Origin of the sequence: Streptomyces sp. NPDC096046 (assembly GCF_040303285.1) — a bacterium.
In the GTDB taxonomy this organism is placed as follows: domain Bacteria; phylum Actinomycetota; class Actinomycetes; order Streptomycetales; family Streptomycetaceae; genus Streptomyces.
On sequence record NZ_JBEOSZ010000035.1, the window covers coordinates 52,351 to 72,591 of the forward strand.

Below are 20,241 nucleotides of genomic sequence, written 5' to 3' on the forward strand. Positions count from 1 at the left end.
GGGGGAGGGACCGGACGCGCGGCGGACGGTAGTGACCGTTCCGGGGCGCGCGTGCACGCGCGCCCCGGAGACGACCGCCGTGGTCCCCGCTCGGGTCCACGGCCGCCGGCCGGGAGCCGTCCCTCCCGGCCGGAGTATCCGGGTGGTCAGGCCTCGGCGGCGATCCGCGCCAGGCGCTGTGCCTCGTCCCGCGTGGCGCGGGCGATGGCGTCCTCGTCGGCCGTGAGCAGCCGCCCGTCCTCGACGATCTGCCGGCCGTCCACGAAGGAGGCGGTGACGGGGGCGGCGGCGCCGAAGACCAGCGCGGTCACCGGGTCGGCGATGGAGGCGTGGGCGAGCGTGTCCAGCTTCCACAGCACCAGGTCGGCGAGCTTGCCGGGTTCCAGGGAGCCGGTCTCCGCGGCCCGGCCCAGGACCTGGGCGCCGCCGTAGGTGCCCAGGCGCAGCGCCTGACGGGCGTTCAGGGCGGTCTCCTTGTGTGCGCCGAGGCGGTTGACGAGGAGGGCGTTGCGCAGCTCGGTGTGGAGTTCACCGGACTCGTTGGAGGCGGTGCCGTCGACGCCGAGGCCGACGGGGACACCGGCCGCGAGCATGTCGGGGACGCGGGCGATACCGGCGGCGAGTCGGGCGTTGGAGGAGGGGCAGTGCGCGACGCCGGTCCCGGTGCGGGCGAAGGCGGCGATGTCGGAGTCGTTCATGTGGACGCAGTGCGCCATCCACACGTCCTCGCCGAGCCAGCCGGTGGACTCGAAGTAGTCGGTCGGGCCCATGCCGAACAGTTCGTGGCAGAACTTCTCCTCCTCCACGGTCTCCGAGCCGTGGGTGTGGAGCCGTACACCGAGGCGGCGGGCCAATTGGGCTCCGTCGCGCATCAGTTCGGTGGAGACGGAGAAGGGCGAGCAGGGCGCGACGGCGACCTGGGTCATGGCGTCGAAGGAGGGATCGTGGTGCCGGCGCACGGTCTCCTCGGTGGCGGCGAGCGCGCCGTCGAGGCTCTCCACGGCGAAGTCCGGGGGCAGGCCGCCGTCCTTCTCGCTGCGGTCCATGGAGCCGCGGGCGAGGGTGAAGCGGACGCCCATGTCGCGGGCGGCGCCGATGATCGCGCCGGACAGGTCGCCGGAGCCGTGCGGGAAGACGTAGTGATGGTCCATGGCGGTGGTGACGCCGCCGCGGGCCATCATCGCGAGGGAGCCCTGGGCCGCCGCGCGGACCATCGGTTCGTCGATGCGCGCCCACGTGGGGTACAGCGCGACGAGCCAGTCGAAGAGGTTGTGATCGGTGGCCAGGCCGCGGGTGATCCACTGGTAGAAGTGGTGGTGGGTGTTGATCAGGCCGGGGGTCACGAGGTGACCGGCGGCGTCGATGCGGCGGGCCACGTCCTCCAGGCCCTCGGGGGCGGGGCCCGCGCCGAGGGATTCGATGCGGTTGCCGGCGATGACGACGTGCCCGGAGGCGTACTCGGTGTCGTGTCCGTCGACGGTCGCGATCGCGCAGTTCTCGATGACGATGCGCCGGTCTGCTGCCATGGTTCGTCCTTTGCGCTGAGGTGGAGGGGGCACGGCAGGACCCTGGGAGTTTTGAGTGCCGTGGCCGGGAGGGGGTTCCCCGGCCACGGGTGCCGAAAGAGGGGAACGTCAGAGGTTGGTGAGGTCCACGGGGATCCGCGCCTCGCAGCCGTCCCTGAGGATCGTCGCCTCGATCAGGCCGTAGGGGCGGTCGGCGGCGTAGTACACCTCGTTGTCGTTCTTCAGCCCGAACGGCTCCAGGTCCACCAGGAAGTGGTGCTTGTTCGGGAGGGAGAAGCGGACCTCGTCGATCTCACTGCGGTGGTTGATGATCCGCGAACCCATCTGGTACAGCGTCTGCTGCAGCGACAGCGAGTAGGTCTCGGCGAAGGCCTGGAGCATGTGCTTGCGCACCTGCTCGTAGGACTTCTCCCAGTGGGGCATGCGCTGCTCGTCGTCGGTCCAGTTGAACCGCCAGCGGCCGGATACCTCGGTGGCCAGGATGCGGTCGTAGGCCTCCTTCAGCGTCGTGTACTTGTCCTTGACGTAGCCCCAGAACTCGGAGTTGGTCGAGTTCATCACGACGAGGTCCTTCAGGCCCGAGACGACCTCCCACCGCTCACCGTCGTAGGTGATCTGCGTCAGCCGCGTCTCCTGGCCTGTGCGGACGAAGGAGTGCTTGACCTCGTCGGCGCCGATGAACCGCGAGTTGGCGTCTGAGGCCTCGATCCGCTCCCAGGCGTACTCCTCGATGCGGATCCGGGCCCGGTGGATCGGCTCCTGGCTGGTGACGAAGTGCCGGGCGAGGTGGATGCCGAACTGCTCGGCGGACTCGATGCCGTGCTCCTTGGCGAACGCGTACACCGTGTTCTTGGTGGTGTCGGTCGGCAGGACGTGGGCGTTCGAGCCGGAGTAGTGGACCTCGTCCATGTCGCCGCTCAGTGCGACGGAGACGTTCAGGTCCTTGATGTGGTGGGTGGCGCCGTCCCGCGTGATCTTGACGACTCGGTTCTCGGCCTTGCCGTACTGGTTCTGTCCAAGAATCGTGGGCATCTCTAGCTAGCTCCCTCGGTATACGGAGTAGCCGAACGGGTTGAGCAGCAGCGGTACGTGGTAGTGCTCACCGGGCTCTACGGCGAAGGTGATCGCCACCTCGGGAAAGAACGCACCGCTGTCCCGATTCGCGGGGGCGTCCTGCTGCGCATCGGCTTGCTTCTTCTCGAAGTACGGCTCGACCGCGAAGTCGAGCCGTACGTGGGTGGTGCCCTCCGGCAGCGCCGGCAGGTCCTTGCACCGCCCGTCCGCGTCGGTCGCGGAGCCGCCGAGCGCCTGCCAGTCCGCGGTCCGGCCGGTGCGGGCGCAGACGTGGACGGCGACGCCGCCGGCGGGGCGGCCGAGGCTGGTGTCCAGGATGTGCGTGGACACGGACGCGGTGGCGGAGGTGCTCATGCTGCTGTCAGTCCTCTTCGACGAGTCGGGCCAGACGGATGCGGTTGATCTTCCCCAGTTCACTGCGGACGATCTCCCGCTCCCGCTCCGGCGTGTTGCCGATCCGTTCCCTGACCGCGTCGCGCATCTGCTCGCCGGTGCGGCCGGTGGCGCAGATCAGGAAGACATGACCGAACTTCTCCTGGTAGGCGAGGTTCAGCTCCAGCATCTCCGCCTTGAGCGCGTCGGGGGCGCCGGCCATACCGCGCTGCTCCCGTGCCGAGGTGGGGTCACCGGGCTCGGGTCGGCCGATGGGCGGGTGGCCGGCCATCGCCTCGTCGAGGTCGGCGGCCGTCAGCTCCGCCATGGCGGCGTCGCTGGCGGCGTACAGGTCCTCGCCGGTGGCGTATGGGCGGGCGGCCAGCACCCGCTTCGCCCACGCCGTGGAGGCGCACGCCTCGTGGAGTGCGGCGAGCGCCGCGTGCTCCTCGAGCGTGTTGAAGCGGGCCAGGCCCGGCGGCGTGGAAGTGGACGTCACGGGAGCCTCCGTGGCCGGTTGCGGCCTTCGTGCTGAACGGGCGTGCCGATAGCTAACGCCCTTCCGCGACAGCACGTCAACAGTTTGTTGAAAATTCGGGGGCGCGAAACCCGACGGCGCCGCGCGGGTCCGGTCAGGCCCCCTTTTCCCGGTTGAGGTAGTTGTAGACGGTGAAGCGGCTGACGCCGAGGGCGCTCGCCACGGTCTCCACCCCGTGCCGTACGGAGAAGGCGCCGCGCGCCTCGAGTATCCGTACGACCTCCTGCTTGGCCCTGCGGTCCAGGTCGGCCAGCGGCATGCCCTTGCGGCGCTCCATGGCGGCCAGGATGTGATCGAGGGAGTCCGCGAGCTGTGGCAGGCGTACGGCGACGGCGTCCCGGCCCTCCCAGGCGAGGACGACGTCGTCGGGGCCGGCCTCGTCGGGCGGGATCATCTCGCCGCCCATGGCGTCGACCAGGGGCTTGACGGCCGCGATGAACGGCTCGTCCCCGCCGCTCACGCCTCGCCCTCCCCGACCACGTTGACCTGGAGCGAGACCCGGGTGGCGCCGGCCTCCAGCGCCTTGCGGAGCAGGGCGTCCACGGCGGTGAGCACCGCGTCGGAGCCACCCTCCGCGGTGTTGCCGAACGGGCCCACGTCCACGGCGTCCAGCTCGGCGGCCTCCACGACCTCACGGGCCACCACCGCGTGCGCGGGCGCCTCGTCCAGGTCGAACGGCTCGGTCGTGAACTCCACTCTCAGTCGCACGCCCTCAACCTAACGCGCGGGGCGGGCTTTCCGGCAGCCCCTCTTGACAGCCTTCGCACCTCAGGGCAATCTTCCGTTAAGCAGAAGTAAGATTCCACAATACGGAATAAGCACCATGGGATTCCGCGCCATGGAAGACACGGAAGGGAGCGCCGCCCCGATGGGATTCGCAGACCAGCGCTTCAACGTCAACCTGTCGATCCTCTTCACGGAGCTCCCCCTCCTGGAGCGTCCCGCAGCCGCCGCCGCGGCGGGCTTCAGCGCGGTCGAGCTGTGGTGGCCCTGGGTCGACACCCCCGTCCCCGAGCGGTCCGAGCTCGACGCCCTCAAGCGCGCGATCGAGGACGCCGGCGTCCGGCTCACCGGCCTGAACTTCTACGCCGGCCGGCTCCCGGGCCCGGACCGCGGCGCCCTGTCGGTCCCCGGGGAGGAGTCGGACCGGTTCCGCGCCAACATCGACGTGGCCGCGGACTTCGCCGCCTCCCTGCGCTGCACGGCGCTCAACGCGCTGTACGGCAACCGCGTCGAGGGCGTGGACCCGGCGGAGCAGGACGCGCTGGCCCTGGAGAACCTGGCCCTCGCGGCCCGGGCCGCCGACCGGATCGGCGCCGTCCTGCTGATCGAGGCACTGAACCGGCCCGAGTCCCCGCTCTACCCGCTGGTGTCGGCCCCGGCGGCCGTGGCCGTCGTCGACCGGGTCAACGAGGCGACGGGGCTGGGCAACGCCCGCTTCCTCATGGACCTCTACCACCTGTCCATGAACGGCGAGGACCTCCCGTCGGTGATCGACCGCTTCGCGTCGAGGACGGGCCATGTGCAGATCGCCGACAACCCGGGCCGCGGCGCCCCGGGGACGGGCTCGCTGCCCTTCGAAGACCTCCTCGACCAGCTGAACAAGGCGGGGTACGACGGCTGGGTCGGCCTCGAGTACAAGCCGGGCGACCGCCCGAGCGCCGAGGCCTTCGACTGGCTGCCCCGCTGACCCCCGCACCGAAAGGCACTTCACCATGAGCACTCTTCCCACCATCGCGTGGATCGGCCTCGGCATCATGGGCTCCCCCATGTCCGAGAACCTGATCAAGGCGGGTTACCGGGTCACCGGTCACACCCTGGAGCGGGACAAGCTGGACCGCCTGGCCGCCGCCGGCGGCACGGCCGCCGGCTCCGTCGCCGAGGCCGTGAAGGACGCCGACGTCGTCATCACGATGGTCCCGGCCTCCCCACAGGTCGAGGCCATCGCCTACGGCCCGGACGGCATCCTGGAGAACGCGAGGTCCGGCGCACTGCTGATCGACATGTCCTCGATCACGCCACAGACCTCGGTCGACCTGGCGAAGGCGGCGAAGGACAAGGGCATCCGCGTCCTGGACGCCCCGGTGTCCGGCGGTGAGGCCGGTGCCATCGAGGCCGTACTGTCGATCATGGTCGGCGGTGAGCAGGCCGACTTCGACGCCGCGAAGCCGATCCTCGACGCGCTCGGCAAGACCATCGTGCTGTGCGGTCCGCACGGCGCGGGCCAGACCGTGAAGGCGGCCAACCAGCTGATCGTCGCCGTGAACATCCAGGCGTGCGCCGAGGCCGTGGTCTTCCTGGAGAAGTCCGGCGTGGACCTGAAGGCGGCGCTGGACGTCCTGGGCGGCGGGCTCGCCGGCTCGACCGTGCTGACCCGCAAGAAGGACAACTTCCTCGCCCGGGACTTCAAGCCGGGCTTCCGGATCGACCTGCACCACAAGGACATGGGCATCGTCACGGACGCCGCCCGCACCGTCGGCGCGGCCCTGCCGGTCGGCGCCGTGGTCGCCCAGCTGGTCGCGAGCCTGCGGGCGCAGGGCGACGGCGGCCTGGACCACTCGGCGCTGCTGCGGGCCGTGGAGCGGCTCTCCGGCGCCCGGATCTGACCCCCTTACGACCCTCGCGACCCCGGGGGTCCCACGATCCCGGGCGGCGCCGCCCCTGACACCTGTCCTGTCGCGCCCAAAGGGGCGGCGTCGCCCGGAACCAGCCCTGCCCACCGCTTCAACAAACTGTTGATGCTCCGATTGCCCGACCCTAGGCTCCACAAAGCGGAAACATCTTTCCGCTGCCCTCTCGTACGGAAGGTCACGATGTCGCAGCGCGTGCTCACCACCGAGTCCGGCGCCCCCGTCGCCGACAACCAGAACTCCGCCACCGCCGGCGTCGGCGGCCCGCTCCTGCTGCGGGACCAGCATCTGCTGGAGTAGCCGGCGCGCTTCAACCGCGAGCGCATCCCGGTGGGGGCACCTCCCACGCCCTTGAGGCAGTGGGGGAGCGTGGTGCACGCCCGCGGCTCGGGCGCGTACGGCCCGCTCGCGGTGAACGGCCACCCGGGCACCCACGAGGCACCTCGGCACACCAAGGACGACGACTTCTTCCAGGCCGGCGAGCTGTTCCGGCCGATGTCCGCCGAGGAGAAGTCCCGACTGGCCGAGAACATCGCCGGCGACCTCTCCCAGGTCTCCCGCGACGACGTGATCGAGAAGAACCTCGCGCACTTCCACGCCGCCGACCCCGAGTACGGGCGGCGCGTGGAGGAAGCGGTCCGTGCCCTGCGCGAGGGCTGAGACTCCCTGACGGTGTCCGACCGCCCGGGGTGACCCGGATGAGGGGTGATCCCCTGGGCGCGGACACCGTCAGGGCGCGGACCGCGGCGGCTGCGAGCCAGTGCGGTGGTGAAGGGCCCGGGCCAGCTTCTCGACCTGAGGGAAGCCCGCCCGGAGCCCGTCGCACCCGCCGCGGTCCTGGAGCACGGCCCCTCTCCCCCGACCCCGTCCGGCGGCGCGAACGTCCTGTCGCGCCCAGCCTCGCGCCGCCGGACGGCCAGCCTCCCCAGGGTGCGGAACCGTCCCGTTCGCAGCAGCCTGAAGGCATGGCACCCCCCACCGAGCATCCGCATGTCGTGGTCCACGCCCCCGCTCTGGACGGCTCCCGCCGGGTCACCCTGGGCGAGGAGCCGCTGGGCCTCGCCACCCACGCCGACGACGTCGCCGAGATCCTGCGCCTGGCCGACCTGTACGTCACCGACGTCGCGGAGAGCGACCTCGTCGAGTGGCAGGGCGGCGGCCCGGACGACTGGCCGGGGCTGTCGGAGCACCACGAGGCGTGAGCACGCCTACGGCACCGGTCGTACGCCCCGTGCGGAACCCTCAGATGAACCTCTCAACCCGGCCCCGGTGGCTTCAGCGGCCCCGGGGCCGGGCACATTCTCGTGGTCCTGTTCGCCGTCTGGACCGACGGCGACCTGCTGCTGCCACGCAACGTCTCCAACCTGGTGCTGCAGAACGTCACGCGCGGCCCGCCGCCACATCCGGGCCTCCGGCGCGACGACCACCTCCTGCCCGGGCGCGCCCCGAGCGACCACGACCGGCTGTCGGCCATAGCCCTGCGCGGCGAACCGGCCCTCCCCCTCCTGGTCCCCCGCTTCGCTCTGCGGGCGGGCGGGTCTGGTCCGCCGGGCCGAGGTGGGCGGCAAGAGCCTCCTCAAGCAGTCACCGCGCGGCAAGGGCGGAGGAGGCGGGGACTGAGTGTTCAGGGCCCCCTGGAGGCGGCGGAAACGCATGCGGGGCGGCCCGTCCTCCTGGACGGGCCGCCCCTTTTGCCACGCGGGCTCAGACCTTCAGCGGCTTGATCGACGTCGGCGCGTGGCCGGGCTCCGTGGCGACCTCCTCGAACTCCACGACGTTGCCGATGTCGTTGGTGGTCGACATGGCGATGTTGGTGACGCGCTCCAGGATCGCCTCGACGACGACCGGGACCCGGTACCGCGCGGCCAGCTTCTTCGCCTGCTCGAAGGCCTCGCCGAGCTCGGCGGGGTCGGTGACGCGGATCGCCTTGCAGCCCAGGCCCTCGGCGACCTTGACGTGGTCGACGCCGTAGACGCCGAGCTCCGGGGAGTTGAGGTTCTCGAACTCCAGGTTGACCTGGAAGTCGATCTCGAACGCCCGCTGCGCCTGCCGGATCAGCCCCAGGTAGGAGTTGTTCACCAGGACGTGGACGTACGGAATCCTGTGCTGCGCGCCGACGGCCAGTTCCTCCAGCATGAACTGGAAGTCGTAGTCGCCCGAGAGCGCGACGACGGACGCCTCCGGGTCGGCCTTGGCGACGCCGAGCGCGGCCGGGATGGTCCAGCCGAGCGGGCCGGCCTGGCCGCAGTTGATCCAGTGCCGGGGCCGGTAGACGTGCAGCATCTGCGCGCCGGCGATCTGCGAGAGGCCGATGGTGGAGACGTACCGGGTCTCCGGGCCGAAGGCCTTGTTCATCTCCTCGTAGACGCGCTGCGGCTTGATCGGGATGTCGTCGAAGTGCGTACGGCGCTGGAGGGTGGCCTTCTTCTCCTGTGCGGCGGCGGCCCACTGCGAGCGGTCGGGCAGCCGGCCGGCCGCCTTCAGCTCGCGGGCGACCTCGACGAACAGCCGCAGGGCCGCCTTGGCGTCGGAGGCGATGCCGTAGTCCGGGGCGAAGATCTTGCCGATCTGGGTCGGTTCGATGTCGACGTGGACGAACGTCCGGCCGGCCGTGTAGACGTCGAGCTTGCCGGTGTGGCGGTTGGCCCAGCGGTTGCCGATGCCGAGGACGAAGTCGGATTCCAGGAACGTCGCGTTGCCGTAGCGGTGCGAGGTCTGGAGGCCGACCATGCCGGCGTTGAGTTCGTGGTCGTCGGGCAGCAGGCCCCAGCCCATCAGGGTGGGCACGACGGGGGTGCCGGTCAGCTCGGCGAACTCGACGAGGAGTTCGGCGGCGTCGGCGTTGATGATGCCGCCGCCCGCGACGATCAGGGGCCGCTCGGAGGCGTTCAGCATCCCGATCGCCTTCTCGATCTGGGCGCGGGTCGCTGCGGGCTTGTAGACGGGGAGCGGCTCGTAGGTCTCCGGGTCGAACTCGATCTCCGTCAGCTGCACGTCGATCGGCAGGTCGATGAGGACCGGGCCGGGGCGGCCGGAGCGCATCAGGTGGAAGGCCTGCTGGAAGACGCCCGGGACCTGCGCGGCCTCCAGGACGGTCACGGCCATCTTGGTGACCGGCTTGGCGATGGAGGCGATGTCGACGGCCTGGAAGTCCTCCTTGTGGATCACCGCGGTCGGAGCCTGGCCGGTGATGCACAGGATCGGGACGGAGTCGCCGATCGCGGAGTACAGGCCCGTGATCATGTCGGTGCCCGCCGGTCCCGAGGTGCCGATGCACAGGCCGATGTTGCCCGCGTGGGTGCGGGTGTAGCCCTCGGCCATGTGCGAGGCGCCCTCCACGTGCCGGGCGAGGGTGTGGGCGATGCCGCCGGAGGCCTTGAGCGCCGCGTAGAAGGGGTTGATCGCCGCGCCCGGGACACCGAACGCGTCGGTGACGCCCTCCCGCTTGAGGATCTCAACTGCCGCGCGGGCAGCGGTCATTCGAGCCATCGAGTACTCCTGCTTCGGCTGTCGGATTCGCACTCCCGTCGCGCCCCGCGGTGAGCTCTTCCGTATTGTGGAATTTACTTTCTACGATCTGGAATGAATGTAGGCGGGGTGGGAGAAGGGCGTCAAGAGACGGCAAGCGCCGGACACGGAGCCGCCCGGCCGAGACACTGGCCGCCACCGGCCCCCGGAAGCGGGCACCCTGACGCCGGACGCCGGCGCACCGCATACTCACCGCATGCGCATCCGCCCCGCCACCCGGGCCGAACTGCCGGTGCTCCAGGACATCGAACGGGCCGCCGGCGCGCCCTTCCGCGACCTCGGCATGCCCGAGATCGCCGACGACGAGCCGCCCGCGCTCGACGTACTGGAGCGCTACCGCAGGGCCGGCCGCTGCTGGGTGGCCGCGGGCGACCGGGACCGGCCGGCCGGCTATCTCGTCGCAGAACCCGTGGACGGCGCCCTGCACATCGAGCAGGTCTCGGTCCATCCGCGCGCTGCACGCCGGGGCGTGGGCCGCACCCTCCTGGTTCACGCCGCCGACCGGGCTCGCGCGGAGGGTCTGACGGCCCTGACGCTCACCACCTTCACGGAGGTCCCCTGGAACGCCCCCTATTACGCGCGCCTCGGCTTCCGCCCCCTCCCGGAGACGGACCTCACCCCCGGCCTGCGCGAGATCCGCACGAGGGAATCCGCGCACGGCCTGGACCGCCGGCCGCGGGTGTGCATGCGCCAACCGCTGTGACCGGTGGACGCACGCCCCCTCAGCCGTCGGCGAACCTCTCCCGCAGTTCCACCTTGCGCACCTTCCCCGACACCGTCATGGGGAAGGAGTCGAGGACGCGGACCCGGCTCGGGATCTTGTAGTGCGCCAACCGCCCCTCGCAGAACCCGCGCAGTTCCTCGAGTGTCGGCGGGTCGGCCGGGTCGCTGGGGATGACGCAGGCCAGGACCTCCTCGCCGTAGCGCTCGTGCGGGACGCCGACGACCTGGACGTCCTGGATCCCGGGGTGGCCGTAGAGGAACTCCTCGATCTCGCGCGGGTAGATGTTCTCCCCGCCCCGGATGATCATGTCCTTGATGCGGCCGACGATCTCGACGTAGCCGTCCTCGCGCATCACGGCGAGGTCGCCGGTGTGCATCCAGCGGCCCGCGTCGACGGACTCGGCGGTCTTCTCCGGTTCGTTCCAGTAGCCGAGCATCACGCTGTAGCCGCGGGTGCACAACTCGCCCGCCGTGCCGCGCGGCAGGGTGACGCCCGTGGCCGGGTCGACGATCTTCACCTCGATGTGCGGCAGGACCCGGCCGACCGTGCCGGTGCGGTGCTCCAGGTCGTCGTCCCTGCGGGTCTGGAGGGACACCGGGGACGTCTCGGTCATGCCGTAGCAGATGGAGACCTCCGCCATGTGCATCTCGGCGACCACCCGCTTCATCACCCCCACCGGGCAGGGCGAACCCGCCATGATTCCGGTGCGCAGGGAGGCAAGGTCGTAGGAGGCGAAGTCGGGGAGGTTCAGCTCGGCGATGAACATGGTCGGGACGCCGTAGAGCGAGGTGCAGCGCTCCCGCTGGACCGCCTCCAGGGTGGCCCCCGGGTCGAAGGACGGGGCGGGGATGACGATGCAGGCGCCGTGCGAGGTGGCGGCGAGATTGCCCATGACCATGCCGAAGCAGTGATAGAAGGGGACGGGAACGCAGATGCGGTCCTGCTCGGTGTAGGCGAGCAACTCCCCCACGAAATAGCCGTTGTTGAGGATGTTGTGGTGGGAGAGCGTCGCGCCCTTCGGGAAGCCCGTCGTGCCCGACGTGTACTGGATGTTGATCGGGTCGTCGCAGGACAGCTCCGCGTACACCGCCCCGGGGGCGGCCCGGTCGAGCAGCGCCTCCCAGCTCGGGTCGCCGAAATAGACCACCTCCCGCAGCTCCGGGACCCGGCCGCGCACCTGGTCGACCATCGCCCGGTAGTCGCTCGTCTTGTGACCGACGGAGGCGAACAGCAGGGACACGCCCGCCTGCTTCAGGACGTACTCCACCTCGTGGGTGCGGTACGCCGGGTTGATGTTCACCATGATCGCGCCGATGCGAGCGGTGGCGTACTGGACGAGCACCCACTCGGGGCGGTTGACCGCCCAGATGCCCACCCGGTCGCCCTTGGCGACGCCCGAGGCGTGCAGGGCGGAGGCCAGCTCGTCGACCGCCGCGCCGAACTCGGCGTACGTCCAGCGCCGCCCGGACGGCACGTCGACCAGTGCCTCGCGGTCCGGCCAGGCTGCCACCGCCCGGTCCAGGTCGGCCCCGATGGTGTCGCCGAGCAACGCCGTCCCACTGGTGCCGTGGCTGTAGGAGCTCACCGGAAGTCCTCCTCGCGGTACTCGGCGTCCGACCCGGCCGCCGTGGCCTCCCGCAGCTCGATCCGCCGGATCTTGCCGGAGACCGTCTTGGGCAGGTCGCCGAACTCCAGGCGGCGGACGCGCTTGTAGGGCGCCAGGACCTGACGGGAGTGCTCGAAGAGGACCTTGGCGGTGTCCGGGCCGGGCTCCCAGCCCTCGGCCAGCACGACATAGGCCTTGGGAACGGCCAGCCGCAGCTCGTCCGGGGCGGGCACGACCGCCGCCTCGGCCACCGCCTCGTGCTCCAGCAGCGCGCTCTCCAGCTCGAACGGACTGATCTTGTAGTCGGAGGCCTTGAAGACGTCGTCGCTGCGCCCGATGTACGTCAGGTACCCCTCGTCGTCCCTGGAGGCGACGTCTCCCGTCCGGTAGTAGCCGCCCGCCATGGCCTCCGCCGTGCGGTCCGCGTCGCCGTGGTAGCCGGTCATCAGGCCCAGGGGGCGGTGCGACAGGTCGAGCGCGATCTCGCCCTCCGCGGCGCCCGGCGCGCCGGAGACGGGGTCGAGGAGCTCGACGCGGTAGCCGGGGCCGGGCCGGCCCATCGAGCCCGTCTTGAGCGGCTGGCCGGGGCTGTTGGCGACCTGGACGGCCGTCTCGGTCTGGCCGAAGCCGTCGCGGATGGTGATGTTCCAGGCGCGGCGGACCTGCTCGATGACCTCCGGGTTGAGCGGCTCACCGGCCGCGACGACCTCGCGCGGCGGGGTGCGCAGCTGGGTCAGGTCGGCCTGGATGAGCATGCGCCACACGGTCGGCGGGGCGCAGAAGGTGGTGACGCCGGCCCGGTCCATCTCGGTCATGAGACGAGCGGCGTCGAAACGCGTGTAGTTGTGCAGGAAGACCGTCGCCTCGGCGTTCCACGGGGCGAACAGATTGGACCAGGCGTGCTTGGCCCAGCCGGGTGAGGAGATGTTCAGGTGCACGTCGCCGGGTTGCAGGCCGATCCAGTACATGGTCGACAGATGGCCGATCGGGTACGACGTGTGGGTGTGCTCGACGAGCTTGGGCCGGGCGGTGGTGCCCGAGGTGAAGTAGAGCATCAGCGGGTCGTCGGCCAGGGTCGGGCCGTCGGGCACGAAGTCGGCGGAGGCGCCGTGGGCGTCGTCCAGCGGCAGCCAGCCGTCCGGCACCGCGTCGGCGGCGCCCGCGGCGATGCGTGTGTAGGCGCCGGGGACCTCGGCGAACTTGCCGGTGTCCTCGGTGCGCGCGATGACGTGCCGGACCCGGCCGCGCTCGACGCGGTCGCGCAGGTCGGCGGGGCCGAGCAGCGGGGTGGCCGGGATGACGACCGCGCGCAGCTTCATCGCGGCGAGGGCGGTGATCCACAGTTCGGCCTGGTTGCCGAGCATGACGAGGACGCGGTCCTCGGCGCGCACGCCCCGGGCGCGCAACCAGGTGGCGAACCGAGCCGACCGCACCGACATCTCCTCGAAGGACAGCCGGGTCTCGCGTCCGTCCTCCTCGACGAGGTGCAGGGCGGTGCGGGCGTTGCCGTCGGCGATCTCGTCGAACCAGTCGAGCGCCCAGTTGAAGTACCGGGGGCGCGGCCAGCGGAAGCCCTGGTAGGCCGTCGCGTAGTCCTCGCGGTGTGCCAGCAGGAAGTCCCGCGCCTCGCGGAACATCTCCGTCGCCGATGTCATCTGTCCTCCTGGGTACCGGACCATTGCCGGGCGGCTCCGAGCCATCGTGTAATCCGTGATGCAGGTCTCACTACCCCCGAACGGGGGTGCGCCCGCGCGGGAGCCGTGGGGAAGGGGCGATCAGGTGACAGCGGACGCGTCCGACGCGGTCGAGATCCGGAACGCGCTGCTGCGCCTGCGGCGCGGCACCGGCCTTCCGGTCGCCTTCGGCGGCCTGATGGAGGCCGGGCAGCAGATGCGCATCAGCGAGCTGACCGGCACCTCGACGCACGCCCTGCGGTCGCTGGTGGTGACGTCCGGCACCGGTCTCGGCGGCAAGTCGGTGGCGCTGTCCCGGCCGTGCGTGGTGACGGACTACTCGGCGTCGCGGCAGATCAGCCACGAGTACGACGCCCCGGTGGCCGTGGAGGGGCTGCGGTCGGTGCTGGCCGTGCCGGTGGTGGTGCGCCACCGGGTGCGCGGGGTGCTGTACGGGGCGCTGCGCACGGCCCTGCCCCTGGGCGGGCGGATGCTGGACACGGCGGTCGAGGCGGCGCGGGACGTGGAGCGGGCGCTGGCCGTCCGGGACGAGGCCCGCACGCTCGCCGCCGGGGCCGGGGCGGGCCCGGGGTGGGAGCAGGTGCGGGAGGCGCACGCGGCGCTGCGGGCGCTGGCCCCGCGGATCGCGGACCCGCAGCTGCGCGCGGAGCTGCTCGGGGCGTGTGCGCTGCTGACGGCCGAAACGGGCCGCTCGGTGCGGGTCCGGCTCGCGCCGCGCGAGGTGGATGTGCTGGCGTGCGTCGCGGCGGGCGCCACGAACGCGGTGGTTGTGGAACGGCTGGGCGTGACGGCCGAAACCGTCAAGGGATATCTGCGGTCGGCCATGCGGAAGCTACGGGCCCGCACCCGTGGTGAGGCCGTGGTCGCCGCGCGACGGGCGGGGTGGTTGCCATAGGTTTGTGCTGTTCTGCGTGCTCCTGCGCGATCGCTCTGCCCGCGGGTTCCCCACGGGCCGCCGGCCTTGCGTTCCACGGCATTCGGGAGTCCGATGAATTCGCGCACCGGCATGTGCTGTTATTTCCCTCACCACACCGTCCCTCCGAAATTCAAAGAACCGTTGCCTAATATTGGCCAGGACACGACACAGGGAGGGGAGCGGTGACCGTTCGACGGGACTTCCAGGAGCCTCCCAGGAGCCGCCCCGACCTGCTCATCGGCCGGGAGGAGCTGTTCACGGCGGCACGTGAGCAGCTCGGCCGAGGGGGCAGCGTGCTGCTCCACGGTCCGGCCGGAATTGGTAAGTCGACGGTCCTGCGCGCGCTGGCCGCGGATTACGCCGGTCCGGACCGCACGGTGTTGCGCTGCTCGGCGACCGAGTCGGAATCCCATCTGCCCTTCCTCGCCCTGGCCGACCTGTTCGGGCTGGTCCTGGACGACATCTCCGGTGCGTTGCCCGCCGCCCAGCGCACCGCCCTGGAGTCGGCGCTCACCGGCCGCGGCGAGTCCACGCTCCAGCGGGACGGGCTCGCGCTGCGCCTCGCCGTGCTGTCGGCGCTGCGGGCGCTGGCCGCCAAGGGCCCGGTGCTCGTGGTCGCCGACGATCTCCAGTGGCTGGATGCCGCCAGTGCCGAACTGCTCGGTTTCGCGGCCCGCCGGCTGGGTGACACGCCCGTGCAGATGCTGTGCGCGGTGCGGACCGACGGCCAGGAGTACGACCGCCACCTCCCCGCGTCGCCGCCCGACACGCTCGCCGTGCGGCTGGGCCCGCTGAACCGCACGCACGTCTCGGCGCTGCTCGACCACCGTGGCTACACGCCCCTGTCCCGCTCGACGATCCGCGACATCCACCGCACCAGCGGCGGGAACCCGCTCTTCGCGCTGGAGCTGGGCCGGGCCCTGGCCGAGAGTCCGGCGCGGCCCCGGCCCGGTGAGCCGCTGCCCGTGCCCACCTCGCTGCGGGCCCTGGTGCTGAGCCGGCTGGAGATGCTGTCCGACGAGGCCCGCCGCACCCTCCTCGTGGCCAGCGCCGGTGCCCGTCCCACCGTGGCGCTGCTGCACGCGGCCGGGCGGGAGCACGCCGAGGCCGAGACGGCCCAGGCGGCGGCGCTGGGTCTGCTGGCCACGGATCCCGAGGCGCCTGCCCTGCGGTTCGCGCATCCGCTGATCTCGGCCGCGCTGTACGCGGAGGCCCCGGCGCAGGAGCGGCGGGCCGTGCACGCCGCGCTGTCCACGGCCGCCTCCGACCCGATCGAGCGGGCCCGGCACCTGGCCCTGGCGACCACCGGCACCGACCCGGGCGTGGCGGCCCGGCTCGCCGAGGCCGGCGCGCTGGCCCGGGACCGCGGGGCCCCTTCCGTCGCCGCCTCGCTGGGGCTGCTCGCGGCCCGGCACACCCCGGCGGACAGCACCCCGGGCCCGGACGAGCGGCGCCTGCAGGCCGCGGAGGACGCGATCACCGCCGGCGAGGCCGATCTGGCCCGGGACATCGCCCGTGACGTGCTGACGCGTGCCACCGTGCCCGCCGAACGCGTCCGGGCCTGGATGGTGGTCATCGAGGCGGCCGGGCAGGCGCTCGGCGAGGTCGACGCGGTCTTCCCGCAGGTCCTGGCCGACGCGGGCGACGACCCGGGCCTCCTCGCCCTGGTCCACTACCAGCTGGCCTGGCGCGGCCTGGTCGTCGAGGGCGACTTCGCCGAGGCCCGCCAGGAGGCGGCGCACGCGGCGGAGCTGGCCGCCCGGGGCGGTGACCGGCGCACCGAGCTGATGGCGCTGTCCTTCCAGGCCTCCACCGAGACCCTGATGGGCCACCCGGACGCGCCCGCGACCGTCAAACGGGCCCTGAGGGAACCCCAGGACCCCTATGTGGCCTGCCACCACAACGGCGCCGGATCGGCCCGGTTCCGCTGGCTGATCATGAGCGACCAGTTGCCCGAGGCGCGGGCGACCATCACCGCGCTGCTGCGCGAGGTGCGCCGGCGCGGCATGGTCGAGAGCGAGGTGCACTTCCTGCGCTTCCTCGCCGACACGGAACTGCGCTCCGGGCACTGCGGGCGTGCCCTGGACCTGGCCCGCGAAAGCCTGCGGCTGGCGCGGGACTCCGGCATCGGCGAGGGCGCCTCGGCGATGCTCGCCTCCCTCGCGGAGGCCTCGGCCGGGGACGTCGACCGGGCTCTGGCCCTCGCCCGGGAGGCGGCGGACCACGCCGAGGTCGACGGCGACCAGATGTATCTGTCCCGGGCCCTGGCCGCGCTGGGCTACGCCCAGTTGGTGGCCGGTGACCCGGCCGCGACCGTCCGTTCGCTGCGCCGGGTGCGGGAGCTGGAGCAGGGTCTCGGCATCAACGACCCCGGGCGCGGCCGGTGGCACGGCGACCTGGCCGAGGCCCTGGTCCGCATCGGCGAGCCGGGCGAGGCCCAGGACGTCATCGACACGACCCGGGCGCACGCGCTGCGGCTGGGCCGGCAGAGCGTGCTGGCCGTCCTCGACCGGGCCGAGGCGCTGGTGCGGGCGGCACGCGGCGAACACGAGGCCGCCGTCGTCCGGTTGACGTCCGTGCAGGACCGGCTCGGCCGGCTCGGGTACGGCCTGGAGGAGGCCCGGGCCGCCTTCGCGCTGGCCCGTCTGCGTGCCCAGGCCGTCGCCTCCCCGCGCACCGGCGCCAGGCCCCTGCCGGGACCGGCGTCGTACGACGAGGCCGCCCGGTTGTTCCGGCGCTGCCGTGCGCTGCCCTGGTTGCGGCAGGTCGACGCGGCCGCCACGGCGGGTCCCGCGGCGGCGGAACCGGCCGCCGCCACGCCGGCCGTCGCCCCGGACGCGCTGGAGGGTCTGGCCGCGATGGAGCGTCAGGTCGCCTCGCTGGTGATGGAGGGCGCGACCAACCGGGAGATCGCGGGGCGCCTGTTCATCAGCGTCAAGACCGTCGAGGCGACCCTCACCCGGGTCTATCGCAAGCTCGGGATCCGCTCCCGGGTGGACATCGTCCGGCTGGCCGCGGGCCGTCGCACGACCTGACCCCACCTGGGTTTACGGCGTCCGACCGAGGGTTATCCCTGCCCAACTCCCTTAGGGGGTTCCCTCATTGGGAGCCCTCTCGTCGGGGCTCTAGCTTAAGGGCGTGCCGCTCGCCGGGCACACGGAGATCCGAACAACGGCGTCAGGGTCCCCGTGCACGACCACCCGCGCGACCCCCCACCGGCAACTCCCCAAGGAGACCCATGTTCGGGCTCAACGCTGCCAGGAAGACCGTCGCCGTCGCCGCGGCGACCGCTGCCGCCGCCACGACCGCGCTGCTCGCCGCCCCCACGGCCGTCGCCGCGCCCCAGCCGATCGTCGGCGGTACCACGACCACGACGTCCGCGTACCCGTTCGTCATGCAGATCACGGACGCCTCGCAGAACCAGTTCTGCGGCGGCACGCTGGTCTCGCCCAGGAAGGTCGTCACCGCCGCGCACTGCATGGTCGGTGAGACCACCGGCAGCGTGCGCGTCGTCGGTGGCCGCACCTACCTCAACGGCACCAACGGTACGGTCGCCAGAGTCGGCAAGATATGGATCCACCCGAGCTACACCGGCGTCGACAAGGGTGCCGACGTGGCCGTGCTGACGCTGTCGACGTCGATGCCGTACACCACGGCGAAGTACGTCTCCTCCTCCCAGACCTCGGTGTACGCGGCCGGCACCACCGCCCGCGTCCTCGGCTGGGGCACCACCTCCTCGAACGGCAGCAGCTCCAACCAGCTGCGCACGGCGACCGTACCGACCGTGTCCGACGCCGGCTGCACGAGCTCCTACGGCTCCGACTTCGTGAAGAGCGACATGGTGTGCGCCGGATACACCTCCGGAGGTGTGGACACCTGCCAGGGCGACAGCGGTGGCCCCCTGCTCGTCGGGGGCGTCCTGGCAGGCATCACCTCCTGGGGCGAAGGCTGCGCCCAGGCCGGTTACCCGGGTGTCTACACCCGGCTGACCACCTTCTCCAACCTGGTCACGACGCAGATCAACTCGTGATCCACCGATAGCTCCTGAGGACCCCTCAGGTGAATGACCAGGGGGCGTTGCGGGCCTCCACGAGCGGCCCGCAGCGCCCCCTCTCCATGTCCGCGGCGGGGCGCGGGGGTTTCAGGTCCGTACGACGCCGAACCGGATGTCGTACGACGCCCGCGGGTGCATGACCCGCAGCATCCGCTCCCCCTCGGCCGTGACCTCCTCCCGCTGGGCCCGGGTGAGGCGTCCGAAGGGCTCGATCACCAGCGCGTCCTCCTCCAGCCGCCACAGCCCCGCGAGGAAGCCGTCGACCAGGAGCGTGCGGTAGGCCAGGTTTCCCTTCCACGAGCGGCCCCGGTATGCGGGCGGAACGACGCGGGAGCGGTCGGCGTGCGAGAGCAGCAGGTTGTCGAACTCGGGGAGGAAGCGCGGCGGCGCGGGGGTGTCCGGGCCGGGGCGGGGGGCGTCCGGAAGGTCGAAGAGTTCGACGCCGCTCTCGTCCCGGAAGGTCACCAGACGGGGACGCAGGCGTGCGAAGGCGTCGCGCAGCCGGGTCATTCCGGCCCAGGTCTGCATGTCCTTCACGGAGGCCGGGCCGAACGCGGCGAGGTAGCGCAGGACGACCGTGTCGGGCGTGGGGGCCGGTTCGGCGGGCCGCCCCAGCCAGTGCTCGGCGGTGGTGAGACTGACCTGCCCGCTCCGCTCCCACAGACCGCGTGGAGTGACCTGCACGAGCGGGAGCCGGCAGCGGGCGGCGACCGCCAGGGCCTGTGGATCGGCGTCCGGCCATTCCCGCAGCAGGGCCTCGCGCAACTGCTTCATGGTGCGGGGCTCGGCCTCGACCAGGTCGCGGGCGAGCCCGGCGAGCCGGTCGAGGTCGACTCCGGTGAGTCCGGCACGGAAGGTGACCAGCTCCCGGTCCCGGGCGGGCTGCACCAGGGGCCGCAGGGTGAGGCAGTCGTCCGCGGTGTGGGTGTGGATGGTGGAGCGCATCGTGACGATCCGGACGACCTCACGGTCCGCCATCGGCCGGGACAACGCCTCGGGGGTGAACCCGTCGAGCCGGGCGGCGAGCGCGTAGTAGGGCGGCTTGACGTTCTGCGCCTGGAGCCCGAGCAGATGCTCGACGGCCGCCGTGACGGAGAGCGGGGCGGGGCGCAGGAGCAGCTGCCGGTCGAGGGTCGCGCGGTTGAGGACACGCGTGCCGAGCAGGGGTGCCGTGCCGGTGACGCTCCGCTTGGTGTTCGTCATGAAAGGCACGGTAGCGGGGCTTGCGGACAGGTTCTGGCCGCGATGTACCGGCGACCCGCCCGTCCCGCCGGGGAGCACCGGCCCGCGGCATTCGTCCTGATGGGCGCGGTCCGCACCGGCCTGTGCCTCGTCGTCACGCGACGGGACGTGCTCCGCTCGCGAGGTGATCAGCCGCGGATCAGCCCCCGCTCCCCCGCCCGGGCCCCGGCCTGGAAGCGGGAGTCCGCGTCCAGGCCGTTTCCTGCACAGGGCGGCCCACAGCACCGAGTGGAGCCGGCGCGACGCCGTCATCACGGACTGACCGCCGGGCGGGGTGTTAGGTCCACCGCGCCACCGGGTACTCGGCGGTGCGTTCACGGCACCCGCACCACAGGCT

17 protein-coding genes and 1 pseudogene are annotated in these 20,241 nt (G+C 72.0%); 8 read left to right on the top strand and 10 right to left on the bottom strand.

The window, feature by feature from the left end:
* Positions 1 to 146 precede the first annotated feature (146 nt).
* The 6 genes from ABTX62_RS26315 to ABTX62_RS26340 all read right to left on the bottom strand — a co-directional run bounded on the left by ABTX62_RS26315 (position 147) and on the right by ABTX62_RS26340 (position 4,218).
* Positions 147 to 1,526: an 8-oxoguanine deaminase gene (locus ABTX62_RS26315; protein WP_352118523.1), complete on the bottom strand. Its 1,380-nt coding sequence runs from the start codon at positions 1,524 to 1,526 to the stop codon at positions 147 to 149.
* Between the two features lie 108 nt (positions 1,527 to 1,634).
* On the bottom strand, positions 1,635 to 2,558 hold the full coding sequence (gene pucL, locus ABTX62_RS26320) for a factor-independent urate hydroxylase (RefSeq protein WP_283971567.1): 924 nt from the start codon (positions 2,556 to 2,558) through the stop codon (positions 1,635 to 1,637).
* Between the two features lie 6 nt (positions 2,559 to 2,564).
* Positions 2,565 to 2,954 carry a hydroxyisourate hydrolase gene (gene uraH, locus ABTX62_RS26325; protein ID WP_352118524.1) on the bottom strand — a complete coding sequence of 130 codons (390 nt, stop codon included), beginning with the start codon at positions 2,952 to 2,954 and terminating at the stop codon, positions 2,565 to 2,567.
* A gap of 7 nt (positions 2,955 to 2,961) precedes the next feature.
* Positions 2,962 to 3,471 (bottom strand): 2-oxo-4-hydroxy-4-carboxy-5-ureidoimidazoline decarboxylase, encoded by a 510-nt coding sequence (uraD, locus tag ABTX62_RS26330; RefSeq protein ID WP_352118525.1) that lies wholly within the window; start codon positions 3,469 to 3,471, stop codon positions 2,962 to 2,964.
* A 133-nt stretch (positions 3,472 to 3,604) separates the two neighbouring features.
* On the bottom strand, positions 3,605 to 3,916 hold the full coding sequence (locus ABTX62_RS26335) for a helix-turn-helix domain-containing protein (RefSeq protein ID WP_051715218.1): 312 nt from the start codon (positions 3,914 to 3,916) through the stop codon (positions 3,605 to 3,607).
* Between the two features lie 50 nt (positions 3,917 to 3,966).
* A complete protein-coding gene (locus ABTX62_RS26340) occupies positions 3,967 to 4,218 on the bottom strand; it encodes a YkoF family thiamine-binding protein (RefSeq protein ID WP_283971571.1) in 252 nt (83 codons plus the stop codon).
* Positions 4,219 to 4,378: 160 nt separating this feature from the next.
* Between ABTX62_RS26340 and ABTX62_RS26345 the strand changes: the two genes are divergently transcribed.
* From ABTX62_RS26345 to ABTX62_RS26360, 4 genes and pseudogenes are all read left to right on the top strand, one after another.
* Positions 4,379 to 5,200, top strand: coding sequence for a TIM barrel protein (locus ABTX62_RS26345; protein ID WP_352118526.1), 822 nt, complete (start codon positions 4,379 to 4,381; stop codon positions 5,198 to 5,200).
* 25 nt (positions 5,201 to 5,225) lie between these two features.
* Positions 5,226 to 6,116: a 2-hydroxy-3-oxopropionate reductase gene (locus ABTX62_RS26350; RefSeq protein ID WP_352118527.1), complete on the top strand. Its 891-nt coding sequence runs from the start codon at positions 5,226 to 5,228 to the stop codon at positions 6,114 to 6,116.
* 423 nt (positions 6,117 to 6,539) lie between these two features.
* Positions 6,540 to 6,800: pseudogene (locus ABTX62_RS26355) on the top strand (catalase-related domain-containing protein); the annotation flags it as partial.
* A 305-nt stretch (positions 6,801 to 7,105) separates the two neighbouring features.
* A complete protein-coding gene (locus ABTX62_RS26360; RefSeq protein WP_352118528.1) occupies positions 7,106 to 7,342 on the top strand; it encodes a hypothetical protein in 237 nt (78 codons plus the stop codon).
* 502 nt (positions 7,343 to 7,844) lie between these two features.
* Here ABTX62_RS26360 and gcl read toward each other — a convergent pair.
* Complete coding sequence (gene gcl, locus ABTX62_RS26365; protein ID WP_352118529.1) at positions 7,845 to 9,629, bottom strand: glyoxylate carboligase; 1,785 nt, start codon at positions 9,627 to 9,629, stop codon at positions 7,845 to 7,847.
* Between the two features lie 235 nt (positions 9,630 to 9,864).
* On the opposite strand from gcl, the gene ABTX62_RS26370 reads away from it, so the two are divergent.
* Positions 9,865 to 10,371, top strand: a complete 507-nt coding sequence (locus ABTX62_RS26370) for a GNAT family N-acetyltransferase (RefSeq protein ID WP_352118530.1) — start codon at positions 9,865 to 9,867, stop codon at positions 10,369 to 10,371.
* A 19-nt stretch (positions 10,372 to 10,390) separates the two neighbouring features.
* On the opposite strand, the gene ABTX62_RS26375 is transcribed toward ABTX62_RS26370, so the two are convergent.
* Together ABTX62_RS26375 and ABTX62_RS26380 are read right to left on the bottom strand one after the other, a co-directional pair.
* Positions 10,391 to 11,977, bottom strand: a complete 1,587-nt coding sequence (locus ABTX62_RS26375; protein WP_352118531.1) for an AMP-binding protein — start codon at positions 11,975 to 11,977, stop codon at positions 10,391 to 10,393.
* The gene (locus tag ABTX62_RS26380; protein WP_352118532.1) at positions 11,974 to 13,653 is read right to left on the bottom strand and encodes an AMP-binding protein; all 1,680 of its coding nucleotides are present in this window, start codon (positions 13,651 to 13,653) and stop codon (positions 11,974 to 11,976) included. Before ABTX62_RS26380 ends, ABTX62_RS26375 begins: the two co-directional genes overlap by 4 nt.
* A 124-nt stretch (positions 13,654 to 13,777) precedes the next feature.
* On the opposite strand from ABTX62_RS26380, the gene ABTX62_RS26385 reads away from it, so the two are divergent.
* The 3 genes from ABTX62_RS26385 to ABTX62_RS26395 all read left to right on the top strand — a co-directional run bounded on the left by ABTX62_RS26385 (position 13,778) and on the right by ABTX62_RS26395 (position 18,638).
* Positions 13,778 to 14,587 (top strand): LuxR C-terminal-related transcriptional regulator, encoded by an 810-nt coding sequence (locus tag ABTX62_RS26385; protein ID WP_352118533.1) that lies wholly within the window; start codon positions 13,778 to 13,780, stop codon positions 14,585 to 14,587.
* Positions 14,588 to 14,790: 203 nt separating this feature from the next.
* Entirely contained in the window at positions 14,791 to 17,643 is a 2,853-nt protein-coding gene (locus ABTX62_RS26390) for an ATP-binding protein (protein ID WP_352118534.1), read from the top strand.
* 203 nt (positions 17,644 to 17,846) lie between these two features.
* Positions 17,847 to 18,638, top strand: coding sequence for a S1 family peptidase (locus ABTX62_RS26395; protein ID WP_352118535.1), 792 nt, complete (start codon positions 17,847 to 17,849; stop codon positions 18,636 to 18,638).
* Between the two features lie 111 nt (positions 18,639 to 18,749).
* Here the strand turns inward: ABTX62_RS26395 and ABTX62_RS26400 are convergent, their stop codons facing one another.
* The gene (locus ABTX62_RS26400; protein ID WP_352118536.1) at positions 18,750 to 19,865 is read right to left on the bottom strand and encodes a winged helix DNA-binding domain-containing protein; all 1,116 of its coding nucleotides are present in this window, start codon (positions 19,863 to 19,865) and stop codon (positions 18,750 to 18,752) included.
* Between the last annotated feature and the right edge of the window lie 376 nt (positions 19,866 to 20,241).

What these genes read in the sequence shown, in the direction of transcription:
- ABTX62_RS26380 (WP_352118532.1), bottom strand. Translation starts at nt 13,653, where the DNA reads ATGACATCGGCGACGGAGATGTTCCGCGAGGCGCGGGACTTCCTGCTG.
- ABTX62_RS26400 (WP_352118536.1), bottom strand. Translation starts at nt 19,865, where the DNA reads ATGACGAACACCAAGCGGAGCGTCACCGGCACGGCACCCCTGCTCGGC.
- ABTX62_RS26345 (WP_352118526.1), top strand. Translation starts at nt 4,379, where the DNA reads ATGGGATTCGCAGACCAGCGCTTCAACGTCAACCTGTCGATCCTCTTC.
- ABTX62_RS26360 (WP_352118528.1), top strand. Translation starts at nt 7,106, where the DNA reads ATGGCACCCCCCACCGAGCATCCGCATGTCGTGGTCCACGCCCCCGCT.
- pucL (WP_283971567.1), bottom strand. Translation starts at nt 2,558, where the DNA reads ATGCCCACGATTCTTGGACAGAACCAGTACGGCAAGGCCGAGAACCGA.
- ABTX62_RS26370 (WP_352118530.1), top strand. Translation starts at nt 9,865, where the DNA reads ATGCGCATCCGCCCCGCCACCCGGGCCGAACTGCCGGTGCTCCAGGAC.
- ABTX62_RS26350 (WP_352118527.1), top strand. Translation starts at nt 5,226, where the DNA reads ATGAGCACTCTTCCCACCATCGCGTGGATCGGCCTCGGCATCATGGGC.
- gcl (WP_352118529.1), bottom strand. Translation starts at nt 9,629, where the DNA reads ATGGCTCGAATGACCGCTGCCCGCGCGGCAGTTGAGATCCTCAAGCGG.
- ABTX62_RS26315 (WP_352118523.1), bottom strand. Translation starts at nt 1,526, where the DNA reads ATGGCAGCAGACCGGCGCATCGTCATCGAGAACTGCGCGATCGCGACC.
- uraH (WP_352118524.1), bottom strand. Translation starts at nt 2,954, where the DNA reads ATGAGCACCTCCGCCACCGCGTCCGTGTCCACGCACATCCTGGACACC.
- ABTX62_RS26395 (WP_352118535.1), top strand. Translation starts at nt 17,847, where the DNA reads ATGTTCGGGCTCAACGCTGCCAGGAAGACCGTCGCCGTCGCCGCGGCG.
- ABTX62_RS26335 (WP_051715218.1), bottom strand. Translation starts at nt 3,916, where the DNA reads ATGGGCGGCGAGATGATCCCGCCCGACGAGGCCGGCCCCGACGACGTC.